The organism is Pseudomonas sp. UMAB-40, assembly GCF_900095275.1.
Classification (GTDB): Bacteria; Pseudomonadota; Gammaproteobacteria; order Pseudomonadales; family Pseudomonadaceae; genus Aquipseudomonas; species Aquipseudomonas mandelii_B.
In genome coordinates this window covers 98,894-116,481 of sequence record NZ_LT607559.1, presented here as the reverse complement: position 1 = coordinate 116,481, position 17,588 = coordinate 98,894, and the positions used below count along the sequence as shown (strand labels likewise).

12 protein-coding genes and 2 pseudogenes are annotated in these 17,588 nt (G+C 61.5%); 5 read left to right on the top strand and 9 right to left on the bottom strand.

The window, feature by feature from the left end:
• Positions 1–92: 92 nt before the first annotated feature.
• From K0F88_RS14400 to gap, 9 genes and pseudogenes are all read right to left on the bottom strand, one after another.
• Complete coding sequence (locus K0F88_RS14400) at positions 93–1,424, bottom strand: CoA transferase (RefSeq protein WP_219095479.1); 1,332 nt, start codon at positions 1,422–1,424, stop codon at positions 93–95.
• Between the two features lie 248 nt (positions 1,425–1,672).
• Positions 1,673–2,200 (bottom strand): annotated as a pseudogene (locus tag K0F88_RS32995) (methyl-accepting chemotaxis protein); the annotation flags it as partial.
• A gap of 378 nt (positions 2,201–2,578) precedes the next feature.
• Positions 2,579–3,538, bottom strand: a pseudogene (locus tag K0F88_RS32990) (chemotaxis protein); the annotation flags it as partial.
• 475 nt (positions 3,539–4,013) lie between these two features.
• Positions 4,014–4,409, bottom strand: a complete 396-nt coding sequence (locus K0F88_RS14390) for a YbaN family protein (protein WP_219095477.1) — start codon at positions 4,407–4,409, stop codon at positions 4,014–4,016.
• A 158-nt stretch (positions 4,410–4,567) separates the two neighbouring features.
• Positions 4,568–5,170, bottom strand: coding sequence for a biliverdin-producing heme oxygenase (locus K0F88_RS14385; RefSeq protein WP_219095476.1), 603 nt, complete (start codon positions 5,168–5,170; stop codon positions 4,568–4,570).
• Positions 5,171–5,285: 115 nt separating this feature from the next.
• Complete coding sequence (locus K0F88_RS14380) at positions 5,286–7,850, bottom strand: TonB-dependent receptor (protein WP_219095475.1); 2,565 nt, start codon at positions 7,848–7,850, stop codon at positions 5,286–5,288.
• 122 nt (positions 7,851–7,972) lie between these two features.
• The gene (locus K0F88_RS14375) at positions 7,973–8,938 is read right to left on the bottom strand and encodes a FecR domain-containing protein (RefSeq protein WP_219095474.1); all 966 of its coding nucleotides are present in this window, start codon (positions 8,936–8,938) and stop codon (positions 7,973–7,975) included.
• A gap of 124 nt (positions 8,939–9,062) precedes the next feature.
• A complete protein-coding gene (locus K0F88_RS14370) occupies positions 9,063–9,581 on the bottom strand; it encodes an RNA polymerase sigma factor (RefSeq protein WP_219095473.1) in 519 nt (172 codons plus the stop codon).
• Between the two features lie 81 nt (positions 9,582–9,662).
• The gene (gene gap, locus K0F88_RS14365; protein WP_219095472.1) at positions 9,663–10,664 is read right to left on the bottom strand and encodes a type I glyceraldehyde-3-phosphate dehydrogenase; all 1,002 of its coding nucleotides are present in this window, start codon (positions 10,662–10,664) and stop codon (positions 9,663–9,665) included.
• Between the two features lie 220 nt (positions 10,665–10,884).
• Between gap and edd the strand changes: the two genes are divergently transcribed.
• From edd to K0F88_RS14340, 5 genes are all read left to right on the top strand, one after another.
• Positions 10,885–12,711 carry a phosphogluconate dehydratase gene (gene edd / locus K0F88_RS14360; RefSeq protein ID WP_219095471.1) on the top strand — a complete coding sequence of 609 codons (1,827 nt, stop codon included), beginning with the start codon at positions 10,885–10,887 and terminating at the stop codon, positions 12,709–12,711.
• Positions 12,708–13,658: a glucokinase gene (locus K0F88_RS14355; RefSeq protein ID WP_219095470.1), complete on the top strand. Its 951-nt coding sequence runs from the start codon at positions 12,708–12,710 to the stop codon at positions 13,656–13,658. Before edd ends, K0F88_RS14355 begins: the two co-directional genes overlap by 4 nt.
• Positions 13,659–13,833: 175 nt before the next feature.
• Positions 13,834–14,562, top strand: a complete 729-nt coding sequence (locus tag K0F88_RS14350; RefSeq protein ID WP_219095469.1) for a response regulator — start codon at positions 13,834–13,836, stop codon at positions 14,560–14,562.
• Positions 14,552–16,021, top strand: coding sequence for an ATP-binding protein (locus K0F88_RS14345; protein ID WP_306823124.1), 1,470 nt, complete (start codon positions 14,552–14,554; stop codon positions 16,019–16,021). Before K0F88_RS14350 ends, K0F88_RS14345 begins: the two co-directional genes overlap by 11 nt.
• A 233-nt stretch (positions 16,022–16,254) precedes the next feature.
• Complete coding sequence (locus K0F88_RS14340) at positions 16,255–17,514, top strand: AGE family epimerase/isomerase (RefSeq protein WP_219095468.1); 1,260 nt, start codon at positions 16,255–16,257, stop codon at positions 17,512–17,514.
• Positions 17,515–17,588: the final 74 nt, after the last annotated feature.

The window sequence follows — 17,588 nt, the reverse complement described above, 5'->3', positions numbered from 1 at the left end:
TGGCCCCATCGCGAGCAAGCTCGCTCCCACAGGTTTGTGCTCGACGCAGATCCAATGTGGGAGCGAGCCTGCTCGCGATAGCGATCTGACGGTCACCACCACTGCGCGCGATGGGCACCCAATTCCGAAGCTGGAAGTGCCCATTGCAATGGAGTACCGGTTATTTTCAGCGGCACATGAAGCCGATGTGCGGGCCCCCAAGGGGTTTGCTCTACCAGCATCCCCTGATCGTTTTCATCTTCAGCTCGCAGCGCCTCACCCGTCCCGGCACCGTTCTCAATCAACAACTTCGCCGTGCGCGCCAACGACAACCTGGCCGACCCACCCCGTCCCAATAACGTGATCGCCGCAGCCGCCATTAAATACCCGGTTGCATGATCCAGCGCCTGAACCGGCAGCGGCATCGGTTTGTCCGCTTTCTTCCACTGCCTGCCCGCGTCGGCAATCCCGCTGCTCATCTGCACCAGGCTGTCGAAGCCGCGGCGGTTTTGCCACGGGCCGCTCCAACCGTAGGCGTTGAGGCACACATCAATCAGGCCCGGCGCCAGTTTTTCCCGCTCGGCGACACCGTAGCCCAACTTTTCCAGTGCATCGGCGCGGTAGCCGTGGAGCACGATATCGGCGTCCTTGAGCAGGCCTTCGAACACGGCTCGATCGTCCTTGCTGTGCAGGTCCAGCCGTGCACAGCGTTTGCCCAGCGTGACTTCGGGCACCACGCCGGGTTCGTTCCAGGTTGGTGGATCGATGCGCAACACATCGGCGCCGAGGCCGGCGAGAACACGACTGGCGACGGGACCGGCCAACACGCGGGTCAAGTCCAGCACCTTGATGCCGGCCAACGGTTGCGCCACAGAACCTTTCCAGGGTTTCGCGTGTTGACCGCCGCTGGCGCTGAACTGAATCAACGGCTCGGCGTTCACCGCCAGGCCCTGGGAATGCGCTTGCCATTGCGCCCAGCTGCGCATCTCGGCGGCGCAACCACCGGCATCGACCACGGCCTGTTCCAGATCGGTTTTCGCCCATTGCGCAACCTTGCTCGCCATCGCGGCACGGTCGGCACAGCTGCCGAGCACGCTTTCGGCGGCGGCGCGGTGATGCGGTGCGTTGGTGTGCAAGCGGATCCAGCCGTCCTGGGTCGCGTAGTCGCCGGCCACCGGGTCCCACAGCGGTGGAACGCTCCAGCCCACGGGGCGGATCGAGGTGGCGAACCAGAAAGAGGCCAGGCGGCGGTCGACTTCAAGGCTGGGCAAGCGACCGGTGTGTTGCTGCAGAAATTCGCTGACTGCTTGGCCGGCGGCAGCGATGCTGGCGCAGGCCAGGTCAGTCACGGCAAACGCCGAGGGCAGGGCGCCGCTGGACGTGAAGGGAATCGGCGTGTGAGGCAAGCCGAGTGCGGCTTGAATGGACGTGAGTAAACCAGTCATCGAAGGCCCTCCGGAACGAGAGCTCGAGCATAGATCAAAAAACTGCCCGCCCGGATTAAATCCCCTTGTGGGAGCGGGCTTTTGTGGTGAGGGGGCTTGCCCCCGTTGGGTCGCGAAGCGGCCCCAAAACCTACAATCCCGGTGTGTCTGGTACACCGCATGTGATGGATTACGACTGCTGCGCAGCCGAACGGGGCGGTGCGGGCGTTCCGACAAGCCCCCTCGCCACAGGGGGCGGTGTTTCAACCTTAAACGCGGAACTGATCCATCAATTTCATCTGGTGGGTGGTCAGCGAGTTGAGTTGGCTGCTGATCTGCGCTGATTCGGTGGCCTGGCCGGTCAGGGTTTCGGTGACGGTGCGGATCGCCGAGACGTTGCGGTTGACCTCTTCGGCCACCGCGCTTTGCTGTTCGGCGGCGCTGGCGATTTGCAGGTTCATGTCGCTGATCACGGTGACCGCGTCGCTGATTTTGCTCAAGGCCTGGACCGCTTGCTGGATCTGCCCGGCGTTGCTGTGGGCCTGGGTCTGGCTCGAATGCATGGTGGCCACCACACCGCGCGTGCCGGTCTGGATGCGCTCGATCACGATGCGGATTTCTTCCACCGAATCCTGTGTGCGTTTGGCCAGGTTGCGCACTTCATCGGCCACCACCGCAAACCCGCGACCGCTTTCGCCGGCACGAGCTGCTTCGATGGCAGCATTGAGGGCTAGCAGGTTGGTTTGTTCGGCGATGCTGCGGATCACTTCCAGTACCGAACCGATCTGCTCGCTGTTAACGGCCAGCGCTTCGACTTCGGTCACGGCTTTGCTGACTTCGTCGGCCAGTTGATTGATGTCGCGGGTGCTGCGTTCGATGATCGACATGCCATCACGCGCCGACTGGTCGGCGCCTTTGGCCGCATTGGCCGCGTTCGACGCGCTGTTGGCGACGTCGTGGGCGGTGGCGCTCATCTCGTTGGACGCGGTGGCGACCTGGTCGATTTCGCGGAACTGCACCTGCATGCCTTCGCTGGTCTGGCGGGCGATTTCCGAAGACTGGTCGGCGGTGCCACGGGCGTCGGTGATGCTTTGTTTGATCTGCGCGATGGTCGGCTGCAACTTGTCGAGGAAGCGGTTGAACCAGCTGACCAGTTCGCCCAGTTCATCTTTTTTGCTGTAGTGCAGGCGTTGGGTCAGGTCGCCGTCGCCGCTGGCAATCGCCTTGAGCATTTCGGCGACGCTGTTGATCGGCCGGGTCACGCCCGACGCGGTGAGCCAGATCAGCAACAGACCGACCAGGCCGGCCGCGACAGCCACCAGCACCGCTTTGATCGTGCCGCTTTGCTGGGCGTCATCGAGCACCGCTTGCAGCTTGACCGAGTCGGCCAGCAGCACTTGTTTCGGCAGGTCGATCACCACACCCCAGGCTTTGGAGTCGCTGATCGGGCTGACCGGGTACACCGCACGAATCAAATCGCCTTGTTCGAGGATCTTTGGTGTGCCGCCGCTGAGCAGTTGCAGGATGTCCTTGCCTTCAGCGCCCAGAGTGTCGCCGATGCTTTTGCCGACTTTGCTCGCGTCGACGCTGTAACCGGCCAAGACACCGCTGCCGGAAACGATCAGCATGTGCCCGGCGCTGTTGAACAGGTCACGCTGGGAATCGACCGCCGCTGCTTGCAGAGCGTCGAGGGCGATGTCGACACCGACCACGCCGATGGATTTGCCGTCCACCAGCAGCGGGACGGAAATGGTGGTCATCAGCATTTCCTTGCCGCCGACGGTGTCGGCATACGGGTCCAGCAGGCAGGTGCGTTTGCTGTCGCGAGGGCAGGTGTACCAGCTGTTGTAAGGCGTGCCGCTGAGGCTCAAGGTGGTTTTGGTCATGTCATCTTCGACCATGATCGTGTTGATCCCGGCCCCACCGGCACGGCTCCAGTAACTGGCAAAACGCCCGGATTCATTGGACTGGCGTGCTGCATCGTTGGCGAACTCGCTGTCCTTGCCGTCCAGGCCGTTGGGCTCGAACGCCAGCCAGATCCCCAGCACCTTAGCGTTGCGCTCGAACGCGGTTTTCAGGCTCTGGTTCAACTCTTCACGCAAGGCACCGGCGTCCAGCGAACGCTTGGCGGCCATGGTGCGCATGTCCTTGATCTGATCGGCCAGGGCGGTCACCACCAGCAGGCTTTCACCAAAGGTCTTCTGCACCCGCACCGCTTGTTCGGCGGCCTTGGCCTGAAGCAGGTCCTGCACGCTGGTGGTGAGCATCTTGCGGCTGGAGGCGCTGACCAGTTCGTCGTTCTGGTTGGTCTGGTAAAAGTTCATGCCGACGATCAACGCGACCACGCCAAGCAGGCACAGGCCGGACAGCAAGACGATTTTCAGGCGGATAGAGAGAGAGTCGAACATAGGGCGAACTCGCGAAGGGATGAAGTGTTGGCTGTGGGCCGATGTCGACCCGGTTCGCCAAATCCATTCAGCGCCATTCAATGCACATCGGCGTGGGACGAGGATGCATGATGGTGGCTCCGACGAGCGGTCATGGTTGAACGTTTGCGCAGAAAAATGTGCCGTAAAGCGGGTTTTAAACGGGAGTAAATCGCGGCGTCGATCAAGACAGTTGCGGCAATGATTCCGGTCGCGACCAGATCCAAAGATTGCCCAGGCTCATGCCAGCAATCGCCAGATAGATCGGCCAGCCGTGATCGAGCATCACCAGCATCAGCGTGGCACACAGCAGCATGCTGACGGTGGCACTGACCTTGGCCCGGCGGGCGACGATTTTGCCGTTGCGCCAGTTGCGCAGAATGGAACCGAACAGCCGATGGTTTTCCAGCCAGGTACTCAGGCGCGGCGAACTTTTGGTCGCGGCCCAGGCGGCGAGGAGGATGAATTCGGTGGTCGGCAGGCCGGGGATAACGATGGCTATGAGGCCGATGCCCAGGCTCACGTAGGCCAGCAGGCCGAAGAGGATTCGGGTGAGTTTGGAGGTGGAAAGGTGAGGCATAGGGCTCACAGATGGTCATTGGGCTTGATCAGGATCTAGCAGACTTACTCTGTCCCCTGTGGGAGCGGGCTTGCCCGCGATAGCTATGTAACATTCAGCATCTCTGTTGAATGGTAAGCCTTTATCGCGGGCAAGCCCGCTCCCACAGGGATTGTGTTTTAGGCGGGTTCTGGGGTGTAGGCCTGCTCTAACAACACGGTGAAGCGGTTGAAGGCAGCGACGGCGGCTTGCTCGATTTCAGCTTCTTCCTGAGCGCTGAATTCCAGCGAATCGAGGGTTTTGACGAAGCGCTTCCAGCCTTCAGCGCGGCCGCCGGCCGGTTCGCCAAGGTGGCTGGCGCCGAAGGTTTCGCTCAAGCCCAGACCCACAGCACGCTTGATCAGAAACGCCGCGCCGAGCTTCGAGCCTTCCGACACAAACAACCAGCCCAAGGCCTCGGCTTTGGTCGGGTTCTTCACCGCGCCGGCAACTGGCGCCGGCACTTCGGTTTCCAGATCCGCCAAATCAGCCTTGGCCGCTTCGGCCCGGCAACGAGCCGGCAAGTCCGGGACGATGGCCGTCAACTCGGCATCGTTGTACAGCGCCACCAATTCCGACTGGAACAGATACTGCGCCACCACGAAACGGGCGAAGTTGGCCTGGGTTTCAAACGGTGCGTGGGCTTTGACCAGCGCATCGAGGTGGGTGTGAGGCTCGTTGGTTATCTGGTTCAAGCGTTGCGAACGCAGAGCAGGGCGTTGAGCGGTGTCCTGAGTGGTCATGAGAAATCCTTGAGAAAAAGAGGCGCTTGGTAACAAGACGAATAAGCAGGCGCCTGACAGTAAAAAAACCTCACTGCACCGCTTTTATAAAAGCAGCGCAGTGAGCTGTTCAGCGTCAGATGTCCCAGACCAGATTGATCGCGAAGTTGCGACCCGGTTGGGTCAGGCGGTCGAGGTTGGCCGGTTGTGTCACCGAGGCTTCGCCGACGCTGTCGTAACCGCGCACGTCATCCCACTGCCAGTATTTCTTGTTGGTCAGGTTGTACAGGCCGGCGTTGACGGTCACGTCGTCGGTCACCTTGTAGAAGCCGGCCAGGTCGAGCACGCCATAACCCGGTGTCTTGAACTGGGTGCTGGTGCCGTCCGGGGTTTTGAAGCTGGTGCTGTCGACGCGGGTCTTGCGTTTGACCAGGGTCCAGCTCAACAGGGCGCCGTAGTTATCCTGGTCGTAGCCGAGGCCGAACACACCGGTCAGCGGGTTGATGCTGTTCAGTGGCTGGCCGTTGTCATCGTTACGGCCATACAGGTAGGCCACCGAGCCTTGGGTGTAGAGGCCGGTCGGGGCGCCGAAGCTGTCGAGGTTCAGGCGACCCTTGAGCTCGACGCCTTTGATGGTGGCGTGGGCAATGTTGTTGCTCTGGAAGGTGGTCTCGGTGTAGCCGGGGGTGATGGCGTTTTCATCGATGAAGTCGCGGTATTTGTTATAGAACACCGCCACATCGAACGTGCCTGCCTCGAACTGGCCACGCAGGCCTGTTTCGTAACTCTTGCTCTTTTCCGGTTCCAGGTCCGGATTCGGCGCGACCTGATAGCCGCCCGCCAGGTTTTCGAAACGACCATACAGGGCCTTGGCGGTCGGCGTGCGGAAGCCTTCGGCGTACTGGCCATACCAGGTGTAGTTGTCGTTGAAGCTGTAAGTGGTGCCGAATTTTGGCGACAGACGATGCCAGGTTTTTGTGCTGTCGCTCACCACACCGTTGCCGCTCTGGTCGGCGGTGGCCAGGAACTCGTCGGTGATGTGCGGCTTGAGCTCGGTGTAGTCATAGCGTGCGCCAGGCAGGAACGTCCAGTTGCCCCAGCTGATCTGATCCTGGGCGAACAGGCTGTAGCTGTTGATGGTCGGGTCCGGGAAGTCGCTGGCCGGTTTCAGGGTGTCGGCGGCACTCGGCGCACCGATGACCCGGCAGGCACCGGCCACGGTCAGGCAAGTGCCGCTACCGGTACGCAGACCGGTGACTTTGTCCTGTTTGAGGGTGGTGCCGTAAGTGACAAGGTGCTCGGTGTCGGCGATGGCAAAGGACTTGTCGACCTGGGCATCGAACACCCATTGGCGATCCTTGTAGTTGGTGTCGCGGTTGCGCAGAACGGTACGCGACGGCGCGTAGATTTCTTCGGTGCTCTGGTCGGTCTTGGCGATCTGGTAGTTCAGCGACCACTTGATGTTGTCGGCCAGCACGCCGTCCAGACCGAAGCTGTGCTCCAGGCCAAAGCGTTCGCGGGTGACGGTGTCGTTGCCGGTACGGGACTTGTAGAAGCCGAAACCGCGTCCAGCGTTGAACGGGCCACCCACGGCGCTCAATTGATGGGTGTCGCGGTCGTCCTTGTAATGCTCGTAGGTCAGGCCCAGGCGCGCGTCGTCGGCGTAGTCCCAGCCCAGTTTGGCCAGCACGTTGGTGGTGCGCACGTCCTCGGGGTTGGCCTCGGTGCGGTTCAGGCCGGTGCCGCCGGTTTCGCCGTAGGATTCGGTTTCATGGCCGTTGCGTTGGCTCAAGTGCAGTAAGCCGTCGAAGTCGCCAGTGCGACCGGCCACCGTGCCGGAGGTCAGCCAGCTTTCATCCGCCGAGCTGTAACCGGTTTTCAGGCGGGCGCCGACGTCCTTGCCCGGCTTGATGATGTCGTCCGGGTCCAGCGTGTAATAGCTGACCGCGCCACCGATGGCGTTGCTGCCGTAAAGCACCGACGCCGGGCCGCGCAGGATTTCCACGCGTTTGACGATCTCGGGGTCGACGTAGTTGCGGTTGGTCTGGGCATAAGGGCCGTTGAAGAAGCTGTCGGGCACTTGCACGCCGTCGATCTGGGTCAGCACGCGGTCGCCGTCGATGCCACGGATGTTGTAGCCCGTGAGACCGGCACGCTGGCCAGCGCCGCCGACCGATACGCCCGGCTCGTAGCGCACCAGATCCTTGATGGTATTGACGTTGTTGCGGTCCAGGTCTTCGCGGGTCTGGACCGTCACCGTGCTCGGCACGCTGCTCACGTCCTGTTCATTACGGGTGGCGCTGATGGTCACCTGATCCAGGTTGATCGCGCTGCTATTGCTGCGTTTTTCCAGCACGATGTTGTTACTGCCCAGTTTGCGATAGCTCAGGTTGGTCCCCACCAACAGGCGATCAAGGGCTTTTTCCGGCGGCAACGAACCGCGCACACCCGGCGAGGCGACGCCGTCCGCCAGTTCGGCCGGCAAGCCGACTTGCCAGCCTGTTACTGCGGTAAAGGCATTGAGTGCCGAGACCAGCGACTGCTGCGGGATGGCGAACGAGTAGTCGCCCATGTTGCGCGTCGGCTGCCCGGCGGCGGTGGCCGCCATGAGCGGCGCAGCACCGGCCATCAGGATGGCGGCCGTCAGCAGCGACAGCACGCGGGAAGGTGAAGAGGACTGGCGGGTATGGCGAGAGGACATCGATAGCGCTCCGTGTCGCACGAATCTTTATAGGTGCTGATTGGCATGGCGAGATGCGAATCAATTGCATTGGCTATAACGAGACGAACGAGCTTCGGCTATCGAGTAAAAATAATTCTCATTTAGTTCAAGATCACCAACGCCGGAAACTCCTGGAGTCGGGCAGAGGTGATGTGAGCAAGGGAGCGGACCACGTCCAGCGGTTGGTCGAGACGGTAATTGCCGGTCACGGCGACGTCGGCCAACTGCTCGTTGGTGTTGATGATCCAGCCCGGGTAATAGCGGCGCAGCTCCGCCAGCACCTGGCTCAGCGGGCAGTTCTCGAACACCAGTCGGCCCTGGACCCACGCCAGATCAGTGGCCGCATCGAGCTTGGCCGGGCGATCAAAACCGTTGGGGCCGATGCGCACGCTTTCTCCGGCGGACAAGCGAATCCGGGCGTCGTCGCGGGTCGCTCGCAAGTCGACATCGCCACGCTGCACCCGAACCTGTGCCACGCCGTCCAGATAGCGCACGGCAAACGCGGTGTCGCGCACGCTGGCCGTGACCGGACCGGCATCGATTTCCAATGGCTGGCCACGATTGGCCGCCACCTCGAAAAACGCCTCGCCCTGATACAACCGAGCCACGCGCTGTTGATCGTTGATGGTGCTGGAGAACGCCGAGTTGGTATTGAGCAGGACTTTCGAGCCGTCCTCCAGTTGCAGGCGCTGGCGTTCACCGACCACGGTCAAGTGATCGGCCTGGAGGCGCATCGGCAGGTTGCTGAAACTGAACAGGCCGAGGATCAACACGGCGGCGGTTGCCAGCGGTTTCCAGTGCGGACGCAAACGCGACAGGACCGTCACTTTCGGCGGCCGGGCGGCCAGGTTTTGCGCGCATTGCACCACTTGCGGGCCATCCCAGATCGCCTGGGCCTTGGCGAACGCTTCGGCATGCAACGGGTCGGCGGCCAGCCAGGCATGAAACTGTCGGGTCTGTTCTTCGCTCGGACTGCCCAGCACGATCAGCCAGTCCAAAGCCTGGTCCATCGCGCTTGCGGCGTCCCGCGCCGGGGAGGGCGGAGGGGAGCGGTGGGTGTCCGTCACGGTGTTTCCTCGGCAGTGTCTTGGCACCGCTGTTTTTTTAGTGAAGCTTGAAAGTGGGGCAAGGGTAGCAAAGCCCGATAGTCAGTGCAGGTCATCCTCGGAAATAGAGAATTAACCTACAGATTCAGTCGCCGTTTAACCGTTCGGCCACGCCGATGCAGATCGCCATGATCAATTTCAGCTCCTTTTGTACGGTGCTCAATGACACGCCGAGCTTCTCGGCGATCTCCAGATAACTGTGCCCGTGCAGCCGGCTGAGGATGAAAATCTGCTGCTGACGATGGCTGAGTTCACTGAGGCTCACGTTCAAACGCTCCAGCAATTGTTCGGCATGGGCAGCATCCTCGGCACTGCTGGCGGGGGCGGCAACGCTTTCCACCACGTCCAGTGGCACGTCGTCGAGCATCGTGCGCGACTGAATGCGCCGCGCACGCAAATGGTCCAGTGCCAGGTTGCGGGCGGTCTGGAAAACGAAGGGTTCAAGGTGATCGATGGCCCGTTCACTGAGCGCCCGGGTCACTCGCAGGTAGGTCTCCTGCAAGAGGTCTTCGGCGGTGCTGTGATTGTTGACCATCCGCTCCAGCGTGCGCAGCAGAGAAACTCGCTGGGCGATGAAGACGTGATTGAAGCGAGATTGACTCACGGGAGGACCTGATCCATTTCGAGCGAATGATAATGCTTATCATCTGCTCGAGTGGTCAAGTGCTGATTTGCAGGCGAAGAGTTATTCGGCGTTGCACAGCGCCAGGCAGTTATCGAGCATGCGGTTGGAGAAGCCCCATTCGTTGTCGTACCAGGCCAGTACCTTGAGCAGCTTGCCGCTGGACTTGGTGTGGTTGGCGTCGAAGATCGACGACAGCGGGTTGTGATTGAAGTCGCTGGAGACCAGCGGCAGGGTGTTGTAGCCGAGAATCTTCGAGTGCTGGCTGGCTTCTTTCAGCAGCGCGTTCGCTTCATCGGCCGATGCTTCGCGCTTGAGCTGCACGGTCAGGTCCACCAGCGACACGTTGATCACCGGAACACGCACCGCCATGCCGGTCAGTTTGCCCGCCAGCTCCGGCAGCACCAGGCCAACGGCTTCAGCGGCGCCGGTCTTGCTCGGGATCATGTTCTGGGTGGCCGAACGGGCGCGGTACGGGTCGGTGTGGTAGACGTCGGTCAGGTTCTGGTCGTTGGTGTAGGCGTGGATCGTGGTCATCAGACCGCTTTCGATCCCCAGTTCGCGGTGCAGCACCTGAGCCACCGGGGCCAGGCAGTTGGTGGTGCACGACGCGTTGGAAATGATCTGGTGCGATTGGCGCAGAATGTCGTGGTTGACCCCGTAGACCACGGTGGCGTCGGCGCCTTTGGCCGGGGCCGAGATAATCACTTTGCGCGCGCCGGCCGTAATATGCGCGGCGGCTTTGGCACGGTCGGTGAACAGACCGGTGCATTCGAACACGACATCAATTTTTTCCGCGGCCCAGGGCAGGTCGGCCGGGTTGCGAATGGCGCTGACCGCAATACGGTCACCGTTGACGGTCAGGCTTTCCTGATCGTGCTGGACATCGGCGTCGAACGTGCCGTGAACGGTGTCGTACTTGAGCAGATGAGCGTTCATCGCGCTGTCGCCCAGGTCATTGATGGCAACGATCTGCAGGTCTTGGCGATAGCCTTGGGTATACAGTGCGCGAAGGACGTTGCGGCCAATTCGGCCAAAACCATTGATTGCGATTCGAAGAGTCATTTAACAGGGCCGCCGTCGTTTTGTTGTTGGAATTACAAGATTATTCGCATAAAAATAGAAAACAAGCCTTTTTAATGGCAATATTTTGTTCAATCTACAACGAGTGACCTGAATCAACTGGTCCGACCGATCAAGAAAACCGTCTGTCATCCCATCGACACCGGCTCTTGCTCAGCATAGACAATCAGGTCGCCATATCCGTTAGCCTGGAGTTCTACACATGCATCCCCGCGTCCTAGAGGTCACCGAACGGCTTATCGCCCGTAGCCGCGCAACCCGTGAGGCTTACCTTGCGCTTATTCGCGATGCAGCCAGCGACGGTCCGATGCGCGGCAAGCTGCAATGCGCCAACTTCGCCCACGGCGTGGCCGGTTGCGGCACTGAAGACAAGAACAGTTTGCGAATGATGAACTCGGCCAACATCGCGATTGTTTCGTCATATAACGACATGCTTTCGGCGCATCAGCCTTACGAAGTCTTTCCTGAACAGATCAAAAAAGCCCTGCGCGAGATCGGCTCCGTCGGCCAGTTCGCGGGCGGCACCCCGGCCATGTGCGATGGCGTGACCCAGGGCGAGCCGGGCATGGAGCTGAGCCTGCCAAGCCGCGAGGTGATCGCGCTGTCCACCGCCGTGGCGCTGTCCCACAACATGTTCGATGGCGCGCTGATGCTCGGCATCTGCGACAAGATCGTCCCGGGCCTGATGATGGGCGCACTGCGTTTCGGTCATCTGCCGACGATCTTCGTCCCGGGCGGGCCGATGGTCTCGGGCATTTCCAACAAGCAGAAAGCCGATGTGCGTCAGCGTTATGCCGAAGGCAAGGCCAGCCGCGAAGAGCTGCTGGAATCGGAAATGAATTCCTACCACAGCCCCGGCACCTGCACCTTCTACGGCACTGCCAATACCAACCAGTTGCTGATGGAAGTCATGGGCCTGCACTTGCCGGGCGCCTCTTTCGTCAACCCGAACACTCCGTTGCGCGATGCCCTGACCCGCGAAGCGGCGCATCAGGTCACGCGCCTGACCAAGCAGAACGGTGATTTCATGCCGATCGGCGAAATCGTCGACGAGCGCTCGCTGGTCAACTCCATCGTGGCGCTGCACGCCACCGGCGGCTCGACCAACCACACCCTGCACATGCCCGCCATCGCCATGGCGGCCGGCATTCAACTGACCTGGCAGGACATGGCCGACCTCTCCGAAGTCGTGCCGACCCTGAGCCACGTCTACCCGAACGGCAAAGCCGACATCAACCACTTCCAGGCGGCGGGCGGCATGTCGTTCCTGATCCGCGAACTGCTGGAAGCCGGGCTGTTGCACGAAAACGTCAACACGGTGCTGGGCCACGGCTTGAGCCGTTACACCATGGAGCCGTTCCTCGAAAATGGCGAACTGGTCTGGCGCGAAGGCCCGATCGAAAGCCTCGACGAAACCATCCTTCGCCCGGTCGCGCGTGCGTTCTCGCCTGAGGGCGGCTTGCGGGTGATGGAAGGCAACCTCGGGCGTGGCGTGATGAAAGTGTCTGCCGTTGCCTTGGAAAACCAGATCGTCGAAGCGCCAGCCATGGTGTTCCAGGATCAGCAGGACCTGGCCGATGCGTTCAAGGCCGGTTTGCTGGAGAAGGATTTTGTCGCGGTGATGCGCTTCCAGGGCCCGCGCTCCAATGGCATGCCGGAGCTGCACAAGATGACGCCGTTCCTCGGCGTGCTGCAGGATCGCGGTTTCAAGGTCGCGCTGGTGACCGACGGGCGCATGTCCGGTGCGTCGGGGAAAATTCCGGCGGCGATTCATGTCAGTCCCGAAGCTTATGTCGGCGGCGCTCTTGCGCGAGTGCAAGAGGGCGATATCATCCGCGTCGATGGCGTCAAAGGCACCCTGGAGCTTAAGGTGGACGCCGAAGAATTTGCAGCGCGCACCCCGGCCAAGGGCCTGTTGGGCAACAACATTGGCAGCGGGCGCGAACTGTTTGGTTTCATGCGCATGGCTTTCAGCTCCGCAGAGCAGGGCGCCAGCGCCTTTACTTCTGCCCTGGAGACGCTTAATTGAAACTGGCTTTGGTCGGTGACATCGGAGGGACCAACGCACGTTTCGCGTTGTGGAAAAACCAGCAACTGGAAGCAATCCAGGTGCTGGCGACGGCCGACCACGCCAGCCCGGAGGAGGCAATTGCCCTCTATCTGAGCGGGCTTGGCCTGGCGTTGGGCTCGATCGGCTCGGTGTGCCTGTCGGTGGCCGGCCCGGTGAGCGGTGACGAATTCAAGTTCACTAACAATCATTGGCGGCTCAGTCGCAAAGCTTTTTGCAAGACGCTGCAGGTCGATCAATTGTTGTTGGTCAATGATTTCTCGGCGATGGCGCTGGGCATGACCCGTTTGCAGCCGGACGAGTTTCGGGTGGTCTGCGAAGGCACGCCGGAACCGCTGCGACCTGCCGTGGTGATCGGTCCGGGCACGGGCCTGGGCGTTGGCACGTTGCTGGACCTGGGCGAAGGCCGTTTTGCCGCATTGCCAGGGGAGGGGGGGCACGTCGATCTGCCCTTGAGCAGCCTACGTGAAACTCAGTTGTGGCAGCACATCTTCAATGAGATCGGGCATGTCAGCGCTGAAACCGCGTTGAGCGGCAGCGGTTTGCCTCGGGTCTACCGGGCGATTTGTGCGGTGGACGGTCATGAGCCGGTGCTCGATACCCCGGAGTCGATTACCGCTGCCGGTCTGGCGGGTGACCCGATTGCGCTGGAAGTGCTGGAGCAGTTCTGCTGCTGGCTCGGCCGTGTCGCCGGTAACAACGTGCTGACCACCGGTGGACGCGGTGGCGTGTACATCGTCGGCGGGGTGATTCCACGGTTTGCCGATTTCTTCGTCGAAAGCGGTTTCGCCCGCTGCTTCGCCGAAAAGGGCTGCATGAGCGATTACTTCAAAGGCATCCCGGTGTGGCTGGTGACGGCGCCGTATTCCGGCCTGATGGGCGCGGGTGTGGCGCTCGATCAGGCCTGAAACCGAGTCGCCTCATCGCCGGCAAGCCCGCTCCCACAAGGTTATGCGCACATTTTTAGAATGTAGGTAATCCTGTGGGAGCGTGGCTTGCCCGCGATGAGGCCAGAACAGGCAACAAATTTCCAAGGTTCATCAGGCATAATCCGCCCAATTCAAACAACAAGGACGCCGCCCCGTGAGCTCAGTCAGGTCGATTTTGTTGGTCGATGACGATCAAGAGATACGCGAGTTGCTGGACACCTACCTGACCCGCGCCGGTTTCCAGGTCCGTACCACGCCCGATGGTGCAGGCTTTCGCCAAGCGATGAACGAAGCGCCGAGCGATCTGGTGATCCTCGACGTGATGCTGCCGGACGAAGACGGTTTCAGCCTCTGCCGCTGGATCCGCCAACACCCGCGTCAGGCACAGGTGCCGATCATCATGCTTACCGCCAGCTCCGACGAGGCCGACCGCGTCATTGGCCTGGAACTGGGCGCCGATGACTACCTCGGCAAACCCTTCAGCCCCCGTGAATTGCAGGCGCGCATCAAGGCCCTGTTGCGCCGCGCGCAGTTCGGTCAGGAGCGTTCCGGCGGCGAAGTGCTGGCGTTCGACGACTGGCGGCTGGACATGGTCAGTCACCGGCTGTTCCACATCGACGGCGAAGAAGTGATTCTCTCCGGCGCCGATTTTGCGCTGCTGAAACTGTTCCTCGATCACCCGCAGGAAATCCTCGACCGCGACACCATCGGCAACGCCACCCGTGGCCGCGATCTGATGCCGCTGGATCGCATCGTCGACATGGCGGTCAGCCGTTTGCGTCAGCGCCTGCGCGATACCGAAAAACCGCCGCGCCTGATCCGCACTGTGCGAGGCAGCGGCTACCAACTGGCTGCCAACGTGGTTGCCAGCAATGGCATCTGAGTGGCTGCGCAAGCTCGCCGCCCGCTTGCCGATGCCGCGATCTTTGCTCGGGCGCATGTTGTTGCTGACCCTGTTGGCGGTGCTGTTCGCGCAGACCTTGTCGAGCGTGATCTGGGTCTCGCAACTGCGTGCCACGCAGCTTGAAGGCCTGGTGACCAGCGCCCGTAGCCTGGCCCATTCGATGACGGCCAGCGTCAGTTACTTTCGTTCGCTGCCGGTGGCGTTTCGTCCCTTGGTGCTCGACCAATTGCGCAGCATGGGCGGCACCCGGTTCGTGGTGACCCTCAACGACAAGCCCCTGGGCATGGAAGTGCTGCCGATCACCCCGCGCAAGGAAGCCGTGCTCAAGGCGGTGGACCAGGTGTTGCGCGAGTCCCTCGGCCAAGACACGGATATCTCGGTGACCTTCGTCAGCCCCGAAGATCTGCGGATCTTCAACAGCGGGCTGAAACTCGATGAATTGCCGCGCTCATGGGCGCACTACGCGCTCACGCTGGAGCCGGTGAACCCGCCGGTGCTGGTCACGCAAATTCAGATGGCGCCGGGCGAGTGGCTGTATATCGCCTCGCTCTTGCCCGAGCCCTACACCAGCCTTGAAGAACAGGGCCTGCCAGCGCAGCAGGTCTGGTTCATCGTCCTCACCAGTGGCTTTTTGCTGTTGTTCATCGGCCTGTTGGTGCACTGGCAGAGTCGTCCGCTCAAGCGTCTGGCGCGGGCGGCGCGGGACATGTCCCTCGGTGCCGAAGTCGAACCGGTAGCCGAAGGCGGCGGCAGTGAAGTGGTCGAAGTGGGCCGCGCTTTCAATGCGATGCGCGAGCGCATCAGCCGTTACCTGACCGAGCGCAGCCAGTTGTTCAGCGCGATTTCCCATGACCTGCGCACGCCGATTACCCGGTTAAGGCTGCGGGTCGAGTTGCTGGAAGACGAACAGCTGCAAGCCAAGTTCGGCCGCGATCTGGATGAGCTGGAGTTGCTGGTCAAGGGCGCGCTGCAATGCGTGAAAGACACCGATATTCACGAAAACATCGAGCCGGTGGATCTTAACCATGTGCTGGATTGCCTGGTGGAACCGTACTTGGCGCCCAACGGCAATGGTCGCGTGACCCAGCAGGGCCGGGCGCTGGCGGCGTACCCGGGCAAACCGCTGGCGCTCAAGCGTTGCATCGGCAACCTGATCGACAACGCGTTGAAGTATGGGCAGAACGCGCATTTACATATCGATGACGACGAGAGCGCTTTCATCCTGCACGTCGATGACGAAGGGCCGGGCGTGCCGGAGCAACGGATGGAGCAGGTGTTCGAACCGCATTTCCGCCTGGCCGGGCAGCAGCAAGGTTATGGCTTGGGGTTGGGGATTGCCCGCAACATTGCCCATAGCCATGGCGGCGAGGTCAGCCTGCAAAACCTGCGTGAAGGCGGGTTGCGGGTGACGTTGCAGTTGCCTCGTAGCGTTGATTAGTCAGACCGCGTCGCCTTCATCGCGGGCAAGCCACGCTCCCACAGGATTACCTACATTCTGAAATGTGCGCATAACCTGTGGGAGCGGGCTTGCCCGCGATAGCGTCAGCCTAATCAACACGTTCCTAAAGATAAATGTCACAGCCTGGTGACATAACTCGCCCCCTTCGTTACAAGCCCGCCCCCGCCCGTTGTTTAGACTGCCCCCAGTCAAAACAACAAAAAAGGCACCCCATGGACACCTTCCAACCTGCATTCAGCAGTTGGCTCAACGCACCTGCCCATCAGCAATGGCTCGCGGCCGAAGGCCTGCGCCTGTTGGCATTTGCCAAGGCTTCAAAGCTTGCCGAAGGCTTCGGCAATCTCGATGAAAAGGGCAGTCTCCCGGCCAACGCCCACGCCGAAACCATGAACACCGCCCGCATGACCCACAGCTTCGCCATGGCGCATATTCAGGGTTTGCCGGGGTTTGCCGAGCTGGTCGATCACGGCATCCAGGCGCTCAGCGGCCCGTTGCGTGATGCCGAGCACGGCGGCTGGTTTGCCGCTGCCCATCATCACGATGACAACACCGGCAAGGCCGCTTACCTGCATGCTTTCGTTGCGCTGGCCGCCAGTTCTGCCGTGGTTGCGCAACGCCCCGGCGCACAAGCGTTGCTCGACGATGCGATCAACATCATCGACACACATTTCTGGAGCGAGGAGGAGGGCGCGATGCGCGAATCCTTTGCTCGCGACTGGAGCGGTGAAGAGGCCTACCGCGGCGCCAACAGCAACATGCACGCCACCGAAGCCTTTCTCGCCCTGGCCGATGTCACCGACGACCACCGCTGGCTGGTCCGCGCTCAGCGCATCGTCGAGCGGGTCATTCATGGTCACGCCGCGGCCAACGACTATCTGGTAGTCGAGCATTTCGATCGCGACTGGCAGCCGCTGCGCGAGTACAACCACGACAACCCGGCCGACGGTTTCCGCCCTTACGGCACCACGCCGGGCCACGGTTTCGAATGGGCGCGGCTGTTGCTGCACCTCGAAGCGGCACGCGTGCAAGCCGGCATGCTCACGCCGGGCTGGCTGGCCACCGACGCGCAAAAACTGTTCGACCACAACTGCCGTCACGGTTGGGATGTCGACGGTGCGCCGGGGATTGTCTACACCCTCGACTGGGACAATCGCGCGGTGGTTCGCCATCGCTTGCACTGGACCCATTGCGAAGCCAGCGCTGCCGCCAGCGCGCTGCTTAAACGCACTGGGGATACGCAATACGAAACCTGGTACCGGCTGTTCTGGGAATTCTGTGACAGTCATTTCATCGACCGCTGCGATGGCAGTTGGCACCATGAACTCGACCCGCAAAACCGTCCGAGCGCCGATATCTGGGCCGGTAAACCCGATCTGTATCACGCCTGGCAAGCCGTCCTGATCCCGCGCCTACCGCTGGCGCCGAGCATGGCCACGGCCTTGGGGCAGTTGTCCCAGAGCGCTCCTGTGTAACCATGTGGTGACATTCAAGCGTCCCTTCGTTACCTGCGAGGGGATAACTCCTGTTTAAAATCCTATGCAGCGCA

Bases quoted from the DNA above. Each gene is read 5' to 3' on its own strand.
- edd (WP_219095471.1), top strand. From the start codon at position 10,885: ATGCATCCCCGCGTCCTAGAGGTCACCGAACGGCTTATCGCCCGTAGC.
- K0F88_RS14400 (WP_219095479.1), bottom strand. From the start codon at position 1,424: ATGACTGGTTTACTCACGTCCATTCAAGCCGCACTCGGCTTGCCTCAC.
- K0F88_RS14380 (WP_219095475.1), bottom strand. From the start codon at position 7,850: ATGTCCTCTCGCCATACCCGCCAGTCCTCTTCACCTTCCCGCGTGCTG.
- K0F88_RS14340 (WP_219095468.1), top strand. From the start codon at position 16,255: ATGGACACCTTCCAACCTGCATTCAGCAGTTGGCTCAACGCACCTGCC.
- K0F88_RS14385 (WP_219095476.1), bottom strand. From the start codon at position 5,170: ATGACCACTCAGGACACCGCTCAACGCCCTGCTCTGCGTTCGCAACGC.
- gap (WP_219095472.1), bottom strand. From the start codon at position 10,664: ATGACTCTTCGAATCGCAATCAATGGTTTTGGCCGAATTGGCCGCAAC.
- K0F88_RS14390 (WP_219095477.1), bottom strand. From the start codon at position 4,409: ATGCCTCACCTTTCCACCTCCAAACTCACCCGAATCCTCTTCGGCCTG.
- K0F88_RS14345 (WP_306823124.1), top strand. From the start codon at position 14,552: ATGGCATCTGAGTGGCTGCGCAAGCTCGCCGCCCGCTTGCCGATGCCG.